Source organism: Actinomadura logoneensis (genome assembly GCF_003428695.1).
GTDB lineage: Bacteria > Actinomycetota > Actinomycetes > Streptosporangiales > Streptosporangiaceae > Spirillospora > Spirillospora logoneensis.
Genome location: NZ_QURH01000070.1, coordinates 25,898 through 36,946, shown reverse-complemented (window position 1 = coordinate 36,946; position 11,049 = coordinate 25,898). Strand labels below are relative to the sequence as shown.

General features: G+C 72.1%; 11 protein-coding genes. 7 read left to right on the top strand and 4 right to left on the bottom strand.

What is annotated here, in order from left to right; translation table 11 throughout:
* From DZF91_RS39375 to DZF91_RS03415, 5 genes are all read left to right on the top strand, one after another.
* The coding region (locus DZF91_RS39375; RefSeq protein WP_158587839.1) for a hypothetical protein at positions 1–221 on the top strand (221 nt) is incomplete at its 5' end.
* Positions 222–226: 5 nt separating this feature from the next.
* Positions 227–1,114, top strand: a complete 888-nt coding sequence (locus tag DZF91_RS03430) for a glycosyltransferase family 2 protein (protein ID WP_117356044.1) — start codon at positions 227–229, stop codon at positions 1,112–1,114.
* Between the two features lie 161 nt (positions 1,115–1,275).
* Positions 1,276–2,730 carry a hypothetical protein gene (locus DZF91_RS03425; protein ID WP_117356043.1) on the top strand — a complete coding sequence of 485 codons (1,455 nt, stop codon included), beginning with the start codon at positions 1,276–1,278 and terminating at the stop codon, positions 2,728–2,730.
* A 10-nt stretch (positions 2,731–2,740) separates the two neighbouring features.
* Positions 2,741–3,448, top strand: a complete 708-nt coding sequence (locus DZF91_RS03420) for a YveK family protein (protein WP_117356042.1) — start codon at positions 2,741–2,743, stop codon at positions 3,446–3,448.
* Between the two features lie 599 nt (positions 3,449–4,047).
* Positions 4,048–5,376: an O-antigen ligase family protein gene (locus DZF91_RS03415; protein ID WP_147340973.1), complete on the top strand. Its 1,329-nt coding sequence runs from the start codon at positions 4,048–4,050 to the stop codon at positions 5,374–5,376.
* A 96-nt stretch (positions 5,377–5,472) separates the two neighbouring features.
* On the opposite strand, the gene DZF91_RS03410 is transcribed toward DZF91_RS03415, so the two are convergent.
* Positions 5,473–6,507: a right-handed parallel beta-helix repeat-containing protein gene (locus DZF91_RS03410; RefSeq protein ID WP_147340972.1), complete on the bottom strand. Its 1,035-nt coding sequence runs from the start codon at positions 6,505–6,507 to the stop codon at positions 5,473–5,475.
* Between the two features lie 113 nt (positions 6,508–6,620).
* On the opposite strand from DZF91_RS03410, the gene DZF91_RS03405 reads away from it, so the two are divergent.
* Positions 6,621–7,610: a phosphatase PAP2 family protein gene (locus tag DZF91_RS03405; protein WP_158587838.1), complete on the top strand. Its 990-nt coding sequence runs from the start codon at positions 6,621–6,623 to the stop codon at positions 7,608–7,610.
* Here the strand turns inward: DZF91_RS03405 and DZF91_RS03400 are convergent.
* On the bottom strand, positions 7,607–8,155 hold the full coding sequence (locus DZF91_RS03400; RefSeq protein WP_117356038.1) for a dTDP-4-dehydrorhamnose 3,5-epimerase family protein: 549 nt from the start codon (positions 8,153–8,155) through the stop codon (positions 7,607–7,609). The two genes, DZF91_RS03405 and DZF91_RS03400, sit on opposite strands and share 4 nt — an antisense overlap.
* A 5-nt stretch (positions 8,156–8,160) precedes the next feature.
* On the opposite strand from DZF91_RS03400, the gene DZF91_RS03395 reads away from it, so the two are divergent.
* On the top strand, positions 8,161–9,012 hold the full coding sequence (locus DZF91_RS03395; protein WP_235834054.1) for a glycosyltransferase: 852 nt from the start codon (positions 8,161–8,163) through the stop codon (positions 9,010–9,012).
* On the opposite strand, the gene DZF91_RS03390 is transcribed toward DZF91_RS03395, so the two are convergent.
* Together DZF91_RS03390 and DZF91_RS03385 are read right to left on the bottom strand one after the other, a co-directional pair.
* Positions 9,009–9,665 (bottom strand): class I SAM-dependent methyltransferase, encoded by a 657-nt coding sequence (locus DZF91_RS03390; protein WP_117356037.1) that lies wholly within the window; start codon positions 9,663–9,665, stop codon positions 9,009–9,011. The two genes, DZF91_RS03395 and DZF91_RS03390, sit on opposite strands and share 4 nt — an antisense overlap.
* The gene (locus tag DZF91_RS03385; RefSeq protein ID WP_117356036.1) at positions 9,662–10,981 is read right to left on the bottom strand and encodes a glycosyltransferase family 4 protein; all 1,320 of its coding nucleotides are present in this window, start codon (positions 10,979–10,981) and stop codon (positions 9,662–9,664) included. The genes DZF91_RS03390 and DZF91_RS03385 overlap by 4 nt, the downstream gene beginning before the upstream one ends.
* Between the last annotated feature and the right edge of the window lie 68 nt (positions 10,982–11,049).

Here is an 11,049-nt window from a genome sequence, read left to right as displayed (position 1 = left end):
CCGCGCTCGCCCGTCCCGCCGTGGCGGCGGCCGTCACCGCCGTCGTCGTGCTCGGCGTCGACCACGCCCTCACCGCCGCGGCGTCCCCGCCCGCCGCCGTCCGGCTCGCCGCCGCCGGCGGGCTCGGCATTCTCGCCTACCTGCTGCTCGTCGTCCCGAAGGACGCGTTCCTGCGCGCCGCGCACCGGCTCCCGATCCCCGCCACGTCCAAGGAGGGCTGACCGCCATGCCGCTGGTGACCATCGCGCTGCCCGTGCGCAACGCCGGGGAACGGATCGACCGGGTCGCCCGGTCCGTCCTCGGCCAGGACCACCCGGACCTCGAGTTCCTGATCTGCGACAACGCGTCCGACGACGACACCGCCGAGCGCTGCCGCGCGCTCGCCGCCGACGACCCGCGCGTCCGCTACCACCGGCAGCCGGAGAACATCGGCATCCTGCCGAACTTCATGAGCGCGAGCCGGCTGGCGTCGGGGGAGTACTTCCGCTGGGTCAGCGACGACGACGTGCTCGAACCGACGCTGGTGTCCCGGTCGCTGGAGGTCTTCGGCAAGGACGCGCGGCTCGTCAACGTCACGTCCCAGACGTCCTACAAGGGCGACGACGGCGTCGTCAGCACGTCCCCGTTCACCGAGACCGGCCTCGGATCGGACGACCCGCTCGTGCGCTTCACGACGATGCTGCGGCTGCTGAACGCCAGCCACCTCCTCATCGACCCGCTCTACGGACTCCTGCGCCGCGACGTGCTGCTCTCCCTCCCGCGCCGGAACATGCTGCGCGAGGACGAGGTGATGGCGACGAAACTCGCCCTCGCAGGCCCCTGGGGACATGTCGACGAAGTTCTCGCGCACCGCCATTGGAAGACCGAGAAACCGGCCGTTCTGGCCCGCCGCCTCGGAGTTCCGTCCTGGCAGGCGCATTGCGCGACGACGCTGGAATTCCTGGAGGTCTACCGGTGGGTCGGCGACCCGGAGAACACCCCGGAACTGACCGACGGGCAACGGCGCCGCGCACAGGCGGCGGTCCGGGCGGCGTGGGCCCGCCGGGAACGGCGCGTGGCCGAACACCGCACCCGGAAACTGGCCCGCCTCGCGACCGGCCGTGATACCCGGTGAACAGCCCTTTTCCACCGGCCGGTAGTGGCCATGGCGACACCTGGACCGATGAAATCACCACGACCCGGATGCACGATGACAGCGTCATCAATTCGCCGGGACGCGGGGACGCGGCGAAGTCGAACCGCCCTCGGCCGACCGAGGGCCCACCGGGGGCACACATGGGTTTCTGGAAGACGATCCTGGGCATCGCCCGGAACCGGCTCATCGGGCCGCCCGTCGTCGTGCTCGGCCTCGGCGTCGCGGCGCTGGCGTTCGTCCTGACACCGGTCACCTACGTCTCGTCCAGCCTCCTCGTGCTCACCACGCCGTCCGCGGGCGGCCTGGAGGACCCCAACCGCCCCGGTTGGACCACCAACCCGCTGCTGCAGTTCAACGACGGTCTGAAGACGTCCGCCGCGATCCTCATCCAGGCGGCGGGAACCGAGGAGTCGCTCAAGAGAATGGGCGCGGGCAAGGGGAGCCCGACCAAGGTCGTCATCAACGACGGCACCAGCGACGGCAAGGTCATGACCGCGAGCCAGACGGGCCCGTTCATCTTCGTGCAGGCCACGAGCACGCGCGAGGGCGCCGTCACCGACGTCGTGCACAACGCCGAGCGGCTTTTGCGGGACGACCTGGTCAACCGGCAGCGCGCCCTGGGCGCTCCCAGGCAGACCTACCTGATGCTCACCGAGGTCGTCCCGGCGTCCGCGCCCCGGGCGAAGATGACCCAGAAGTGGGAGTTCTCCGGCGGGGCCTTCGGGGCGGTCGTCTGCCTCGGCTTCGGCATCGCCTACCTCGCCGCCCGCCGCCGCGACCTGCGCGAGGCCGCCGCCGAGACGCCGTACGACTTCTACTACGGCTCGACGGACGAGGGCGGACCGCTACGTCCGGCGCGTCCACAGACTCCGGCCCCATCGCGGCGCGGTTCGGCGGCGGAAGACGGTCGATCGCCGCAGAGCGTTCCGCCGTCCCCTAATGGCGCGGGTCACCATGCCGCGGACTACGGACTTCCGATGGACGGCGACCCGGCCGACACCCTCCACGACCGTCCTTCCACGAAGCCGACAGAACCACTCGCCGCACCACATCCCTTGCTGGGAAATGAGCCGATGGACGAGGGCGAGAAGACACCTGAGCCCCGTCGCAAGACCTATGAACCTGAGCCAAGGCAGGAACGCGAGCAGATACGCGCGCGCGAGCAAGCACGGGACCGCGAGGCGATACGCGGCGCCGACCTGACTTTCGCTCATTCATCCGCCCACGAACACCAGGACGTGCCTTGGCCCGAGCGCGAAGAGACCGGTGACGCCACCTCCGGCCGTCCTGCGGGTAATTCCGAGCAGCCCGCCGACCGCGGCGGAGGCGCATTCCTCGAGCCGGAACGTGGATTCGCGGGGACGTTCCGGAGCGACGGCCAACACGAGGACGTCCCCTGGCCCGAGCACACGAAGGCCGACGACGGCGGCGTGTTGGAGTCCGACGACGAACCCGGACCGTGGCGGGACGGCGGACCGGCGCGCGACCGGGGACGTCAGGGGACGGCCGCGTTCGAGATCCTCGGAGCCGAGGCCGCGTCGTCGCGCGAGTCCGACGGGGAGCCGTCGGACGCGTCCGCTCCCCGGGTGAGGTGAACGGCACGCGATGGACTTCTGGAGCACGCTGCTGGTGCTGTTCCGGCGCTGGTACCTGACCGTCCCCGCGTTCGTGCTGTCGCTCGTGATGGCGGGCGCGGTCTTCGAGATGACCCCGTCCCACTGGGTCTCGACGTCGGTGCTCGTGCTGTCCAGCCCGAAGAACGGCGGCGACATCACGGTCGACCAGCGCAAACAGCCCAACCGGAACCCGCTGCTGATCTACGAGCGGGGCCTGAGCGAGACCGCCGCGATCCTCATCCAGATGCTCGGCTCCCCCGAGATCGGCCAGCGGATCGGCGCTCCGCCCGGCGGCGCGACCCAGGTCCAGGTCGGCAACGGCAGCAACAACCCGGAACTGCTCGACAACGGCAGCCCGTTCATCTACATCCAGGTGGACAGCACGTCCCAGTCCGTCGCGTACAACACCAACGCGCGGCTCGTCCAGGAGGCGCGACGCGTCCTGGACGAGCGCCAGCACTCGCTGGGCGCTCCCCCGGCGACCTTCATCACGATCAGCAGCGCCGTCCCGCCCACGACCCCCGTCATCCAGCGCAAGGGCAAGAAGCGCGCCGCCGTCGCCTTCATGGCCTTCTCCATCATCGTCGCGCTGACCCTCGCCTACGGCGGCGAAAGCTACGCGCAGCACCGCCGCCGCCGTCGCGAGGCCCCGTCAGCGCCCCCGACCCGCACCCCCGAACCAGCCGGAGGGCACTGACAGTGCCCGACGAACCCCTCCCCACCCCCTCAACTCCCCCACCCCCAGAACCAGAACCCTCTGGCCAAGGCGCAGAGGACGCACCCGTTAACGCCCGACTAACCGGCCAAGGCGCACCGAAGCCTGAACAAGCCGCGTCGGCGGGCGGGCAAGGCGCGTTGGAGGCTGAGGGGCGCGCAGCAGGGACACTCGGACGGGGCGTGCAGGCTGAGGGAGCCGCGTCGGGAACGCTCGGGCGAGGCGCGGCGGAGATTGATAGGGCCGCAGCGGCGTCGCTCGGGCGGAAAAGGCCTGAGGCCGAGAGAACCGCGGCAGGAACGCTCGATCGGGGCGCGCCAGGGGGTGAGGGAGCTGCGGTGGGGACGCTCGGGCCGGGCGTGGTGGCTTCGGGGCGCTTTGTGGGCGCGTCAGGAGACGGCTCGGGCGCGTTGGGGGACGGCTCGGGGGTGGTGGAGCGCGGCGTGGGGTCTGGACGCGGGGTGGCGGTCTGGGGGAGCGGTGTGAGGGCTTCCGGGCGTGCGCGTGCGCGTGGGCGGGGACGGGGGCTGGGCGCGTCGCAAGTCGTGGCGCCGCGGGCGGACGGGGCGACGCTGGGGGTGATGTTCGCGCTCGCGACCCTGGTCGTCCCGGCGCGGCTCGTCGTCCGGGGGACGGGGATCTCGCTGACGCCCGCCGACCTGGTGGCGCTGGGCATGGGGCTGACGTGGCTCGCGGCGCAGTTCGTGACGCACTCCGGCGTGGCCAAGGGACGCACGGCGGCGCGGACGGTCGCCTCGTTCTACGTGGCCGCGATGTTCGCCTGCTACGGCGCGGCGAACAGCAGCTACCTGCCCGCGGACGAGCGGAACCTCCTCGACCACTCCCTGGTGCTCGCGGTCGCGTTCGCCGGCGTGACCCTCGCCGTGTGCGACGGCGTCCGGACGCTCGACCGCCTGGACACCCTGCTGAGGTGGGTCGTCGCCGGAGGCACGGCGGCGGCGTTCGTCGGCGCGTTGCAGTACCTGTTCATGTTCGACCTGACCAAGTACATGGTCGTCCCGCTGCTGCGGTACACCAGCGGCGACAACCCGACGATGGTGCCGCGCGGAGGCCAGTTGCGGGTGGCGGCCACGACGGGCCATCCGATCGAGTTCGGCATCGTCTGCACGATGGTGCTGCCGCTCGCGATCCACTACGCGCTGCGTGCCCGGCGCGCCGGGGAGCCGTCCTGGCCGTGGTGGGGCTCGGCGCTGCTCCTGCTGTCCGGGATGCTGTTCTCGGTGTCGCGGTCGGGCGTGCTGACGCTGCTCGCGATCGGGTTCGTGCTGCTCGCGGGCTGGCCGCCGCGGATGCGCACCCGTGCCCTCGGCGTGGTCGCGGCGTGCTCGATCGCCGTCCTGATGATCGCGGGCGGCCTGGTGCGGGCGATCTACAACCTGTTCGCCAACGCGCAGGCGGACGACAGCATCACCGCGCGCCAGCACCGCTACGGGCAGGCCGCGATGGAGATCTCCAAGCACCCGATCTTCGGACGCGGCGACGGGACGTGGCACTTCCCCGCCTACAACGCGTTCGACAACCAGTACATCATGTCGATGGTCGAGACCGGCGTGCTCGGCACGACCGCGCTCGTCCTGCTGTTCCTCGGCGGGATCTACTCCGCGCTGCGCGCCCGCGGCAAGGCGTTCTCGGACCCCGACACGCGCGACCTCGCCCTCTCGGTCACCGCCTCGCTCGCGGCCCCGCTCGTCGGCGCGGTCACCTTCGACCTGCTCTCCTTCGCGACGATCACCGGCCTCACCTTCCTGATGGTCGGGGCCGCCGGCGCGCTGCTCCGCATCACCCGCGCCCAGGAGCTGCCGACCGCCGTCCCCTGGCGCGTCCGGGCGGGCAACACCCGAGCCGCCCGCGCGATCCGAGCCAGAGTCACCCCCACCCGAACCCCCTGACCCCCACCACCGACCCCGCGCGCTGGAGCGGCTCTGTCTGGTGGGGCGGTCTCGTCGCTCCCGGTTCCTGTGGCTTCGGGGAGGCGGTGGCGGGGGTTACTCGGCGCAGGGGAGGGGGCGGACGGTGCGGGTGATGCGGTAGGCGGCGTCGACGGTGACGACGGTGTTGCCCGTCCAGGTCTGGATGGCGTGGCACCAGGACTCGACCGGGGCGTAGGACCAGGACCTGTCCACCATGCGGTTGTCGCGCACGACCAGGCGCCCCGCGACGTGCTTCAGCTGGATGCTGTAGGTGCCGCCGGCGACCAGGTTGTTCTCGACCGTGACGTCGCTGATGGTGCCGCCCGCGCTGTCGGCCAGGAAGAGCGGCGCGGTGAAGTCGGAGACGCCGCGCTGGTCGAAGGTGTTGTGCCGGACGACGAGGTGGCGCGCGTCGCGGACGCCCCAGACCTGGATGCCGTCGGCGTGGTCGGCGCCGTTGGAGCAGTTCTTGACGTACGAGTCGGTGATCTCGACGTCGCCGCCCTTCGCCGCGTCGCCGGAGACCTTGAAGCCGTGGCTGAACCCGCGGACGAGCAGGCCGGACGCGCGGTAGCGGGCGGTGCCCACGGCGTCCTCGCTGACGCAGCGGTCGGGTCGTCCCACCGTGGAGTCCGTGATCGTGAACGGGTGGTTGGCGTCCTTGTAGTCGTTGGTGACGCGGCCGTCGATCACGCTGTTGCGGATGGTCACGTCGTCGGCGGCGATCACCAGGTTGCCCGGGACGTGCACGCCCTCCAGGACCGTGCCGGGTTTGTCGACCAGCAGGGCGTCGTTGTCCACGTTCAGCCGGACCTTGCGCGGCGCGGCCAGGGTGTGCGGCGCGCCCGTGCAGTCGGGCGTCGGATACGCGGGGCAGCGGCCCTTCCCGGCGTCACGCGTCGGTGTCCCGTCGGGCGTGGCGGGCTGCGAGGGCAGCGGTGCGGGGCTGGGCGGAGTGCTCGCGGAAGAGGTGCCGGAGGAGGGGGTGGGCACCGCGCTCGGAAGGGCGGGTGCGGACTTGTCCTTGCCTTGGCAGGCTGCGAGGCCCAGGGCGAGGAGCCCCGCCGTCGCGACCGTCAGGGCTCGGCTTCGGCCGAACGGCTCGGTCATAGGTCGCATTGTGGGCACAGCGGGGAGGCGGATGGGGCGGTTCTCCCGGGGACGGCTGAATGTGGCCAGCGTGCGCGCCCGGCCGCCCGTGGGGGCTGGTTACGTTGGTGGGCATGGCGTCTCGGGGGTGGGGTGGCCGGACCGGCGCGGTCCCCGTGGGCGGTGCGTGGCGCGTGGCCGTCGGCTGCGGAGCCCTGCTGGTCGCGGTGTACGCGCTCGCGGTGTGGACGACGCCCGGGCAGCGGTTCGAGGACGCGGTGCTGCGCGCCTCCTGGCCGGACCGCGCGTCGCCCGTGGTGGCGGTGCTGGACGTGATCTCGGCCGGGTCGCTGGCGCTGGCGGCGGCCCTGGTCGGCTGGATCGGCCACCGGACGGGCGGCCGGGCGACCGCCCTCGCGATCGTCGCGATGATCCTCGCGGCGGTCACGGCGACCGAGCTGCTCCAGGCGGTGCTGCCCCGGCCGATCCTGCTGGCCCACGGCTTCCGCCGGGAGGACCGGTCGTTCCCCAGCGGGCACACCGCGGTCGCGACGGCCGTCCTGTGCGGGCTGCTGCTGGCCGTCCCGGCGCGCGCACGCCCCTGGACGGCCCTGCCGGCGCTGCTCGGCTCGGCGGCGATCGGCGCGGCGACGGTGACGGTGAGCTGGCACCGCCCGAGCGACACCGTGGGCAGTGCGCTCATCGTCATGATCGGTGTGTGCGTCACGATCGCCGTCCTCCGTCGCCGCGGTCTCCTGGTCCCACTAACCGAAACGAACGGCGGGGGGCGGATCGTTGGGGGCGTTCTCGCGATTGTTGTGACGACATCCGTCGCGGTCGCCGTTTACGCAGGTCACAAAGCCGTGGTGGCGCTGGATTCGACCGGCGATCCCGATCTCGCGCCGCACAGCGCCGTCATCGCCGGACGCGCCGTCGCCATCGCCGCCACGGGAACGGCCACCCTGACGACGCTCCTCCTGCTGGCAGGACTCGGTCCGGCCCGCATCGCGCACGCACGAGAACCCGAGGCGACCGACGAGTCCGACGGCGAGGCGACCGGTGAGTCCGATGGCGAGGCGACCGGTGAGTCCGACGGCGAGTCGGACCTCTCCCCGACCGTCTAGGCCGTCAGGCGCGCGCTCAGGGCCGCCCAGGAACCGGCGCCCAGGTCGCGGTCGCTGATGGCGGCCACGGGGAGGGGCCACGGGATGCCGAGGTCCGGGTCGTCGTAGCGGACGGACAGGTCCTCGGACGGGTCGTGTTCGCGGTCGATGCGGTAGCAGACGTCCGACAGCGCGGTGAGCGACTGGAAGCCGTGCAGCATCCCCGGCGGGACGTACAGCGTCGTGAAGGTCTCGTCGTCCAGCCGGACGGTCACGTGCTGGCCGAAGGTGGACGATCCCGGACGGGCGTCCACCACGACGTCGAGCACCGCGCCGTGCGCGCAGCGCACGAGCTTGGCCTCCCCGCGACCGCCCCGCCCGTGCATCCCGCGCACGGTCCCGTAGCGTGACCTGGACTGGCTGTCCTGGATGAACGCCGAAGGGTCCAGACCGTGCGCGGACGCGACGGCGGCGTCGAACGTCCGGGTGAACAGGCCGCGGTCGTCGCGGTGCGGTTCGGGGACGAAGAGCAGCATCCCGTCCAGCTTGGTTCGCTCTACTCTCATATGTCGTGGACCTCACCGAAGGGCCGATCGTCAGCGTCGTCATCCCCGCGCACAACGAGGAGGCAGGCCTCGCCGCTTTGCTCGCCCGCCTCCTGGACGGAGCCGGCCCGGGGGAGTTCGACGTCGTGGTGGTCGCCAACGCGTGCACCGACCGCACCGCGGGGGTGGCGCGTGACGCGGGCGTCAGGGTCGTGGAGACGGAGACGCCGGGCAAGGCCAACGCGCTGCGGCTGGGGGACGAGGCCGCGCGCGTCTTCCCCAGGGTCTATGCCGACGCCGACATCCTGCTCGACGCCGCCGGTGTCCGCGCGCTGGCGGAGGCCGCGCGACGGCCCGGAGTGCTGGCCTGCGCCCCCCGCCCCGTCCTGGACCTCTCCGGGACCGGGCCGGTGGCACGGCGCGTCCATCGCGCGCACGAGGCCCTCGTCGAGCCCTCCAGGGGCCTCGCCGGAACGGGCGTGTACGTGCTGACCGAGGAGGCGCACGCGCGCGTGTTCCCGCTGCCGGACGGCCTGCTCGCCGACGACGGCTGGGTCCACGCCACCTTCGGCCCGGACGAGCGCGTGGTCGTCCCCGAGGCGGCCTCGGTGGTACGCCCGGCGCGGACGGTCCGGGCGCATCTGCGCCGGCGGGTCCGGGTCCGGCTCGGGAACCGGCAGCTCGCGGAGCTCGGACGGCCGGTGACCGCGTCCCGGCTGGGGCCGTCCGACCTGCTCCGCCTCGTGCGCGCGCGGAGGGTCGGGACCGTCGAGGCCGCCTGCTACCTGGCGGTGCTGGCGCTGGACAAGGCCCTCGCACGGATGCGGCGGGGACGTCCCGTCAGTTGGGGGACCGACGCCAGCAGTCGCCATTCCTAGCCTCGCTTCACGGCGATCAGGGACTTGACCAGACCGGCGAACTTCTCGCCCAGGATCTCCGATTCGGGGAACAGGAAACCCATCTCGGTTCTGCCGAGCAGCTCGACGCCCAGCGCGTCCGCGATGGCGGCTTCGCGTCCTTCCGGCTTGACCTTCACCAGCGGCCAGCGTTCGGCCAGGCGCGCCCGCGCGCTGAGCGGCAGGAACTGGAAGCCGGGGCAAACCCAGTGGGGTTCGACGGGGAAGTACCGGTACGGCGTCTGCACCCAGTGCCGGGGAGCGAGCTCCCGGACCGTGCGCGCGAACCGCTCGCGCCGCGCGATGCCGCCGACATGCTCGATCACCGAGTTGGACACGACGAGGTCGAAGTCGCGTCCGAGCAGGTCGGCGGGCAGGTCGCAGGCGTCGCCGGTCTCCGCGGTCACGCCGTCCGGGAGGTCGTCCGGCTGCTTCTCCAGCAGGTTCACGATGTGCAGGCGGGCCGGGCGGACGGGCGCGCGCTCCCAGAACTCGTAGGTGCCGCCGAGGTCGATCACCGACAGGGACGCCAGGTCGGGGAACGCCTGCCGGAACATCTCCCACCGCCGCCTGCGGGCCTTCGCGCCGAGCGAGTCGGGCCCCTCGACGAAGCGGCTGCGCAACGTCTGCTTCACGAGCCCTCCTTGTCCGTGCTGCGGGTCAGGACGCGGGTGAGGCGTCGTGTCCGGGAGGAGCGGCGCATCCGCTCCGGTGCGCACGCCGCATCGTAGGCCGCCAGCAACGCCTTCTGGGAGTGGTCCCAGGACAGTGGCCCGGCGACGCGTTCCCTGCCCACCTCCCCCATGCGCGCGCGTTCCGCCGGATCGTCAAGAAGCTGGGCGATGAGCTTGGCGAACGCCGATTCGTCGTCGCACGGCGCGTACAGGGCCGCTTCGCCGGCCGACACACGGGACTCGTGCAGGTCGAACGAGACCGTAGGCCGGGACATGGCCATGTACTCCATGACCTTGTTCATCGTCGAGCGGTCATTGAGCGGACTGTACGGATCGGGCGCGAGGCACACGTCGGCGGTGGACAGGTACGGAAGCAGGCGGTCGTCCAGGACCCGGCCGGGGAACTCCACCCGGTCCTCGAGGCCGAGCTCACCGACCATCCGGACCAGGGACTCGAACATGTCGCCGTCGCCCAGGAACGCGGCGTGCCAGTCGTCGCGGCCCAGTTCGTCACGAAGTTTGGTCAGCGACCGAAGCGCGTAGTCCACGCCGTCCTGCGGACCCATCACACCCAGGTAAACGAGCAGGTGCTTCTTGCCGCGCTTCAACTCCGGCTGCTGCGGAACGGGCCGGAAGCGGTCCGTCGCCGGGGCGCTGCGCACGACGAACACGTCCTCGGGACGCTTCTCGCCGCGTTCGAGCGCGATCTCCCGATAGCTCTCGTTGGTGACGATGACGACGTCCGCCGTGTCGTAGGTCGCGCGCTCCACCCGCCGGACGCACCGGTAGAGGAGGTCCTCGCCGCGTCCGAACCGCGACAGGTACAGCTCCGGCACCAGGTCGTGCTGGTCGAAGACGAACCGCGTGCCGTGCCCGCGCAGCATGCGCGCCACGAGGAACAGCAGGTCGGGCGGGTTGCAGGCGTGGACGACGTGGAAGGGGCCGTGCTCGCGCACCAGGCGCCGCGCGATCCGGGCGGTGTGCCACAGCGCCGTGGAGTACTCGGCGAGGTAGCCGCGCGGCCCGCCGCTCGCCGCGGCCAGCGGATAGCGGTGGATGGCGACACCGTCGACGAACGCCTCGCGCTCGGTATCGTTGCGGGCTCCCTGCGGGCAGATGACGTGCACCTCCCAGCCCGCGTCGCGCAGGACGGTGCTCTCCTGCCAGACCCGCCGGTCGAACGGGACGGACAGGTTCTCGACCAGGATCAGGGCGCGCCGCCGGACGGGTGTCCGCCGGTCCGGGCGCTCGCCGCTCTTGTCACCGTGAACAGCCAAAGCTCACGCATCCAGGGGGGTGAGCCGGCGCCCACGGGCGCCGGGCGGGGTAAGGGACGGAGAGTGCG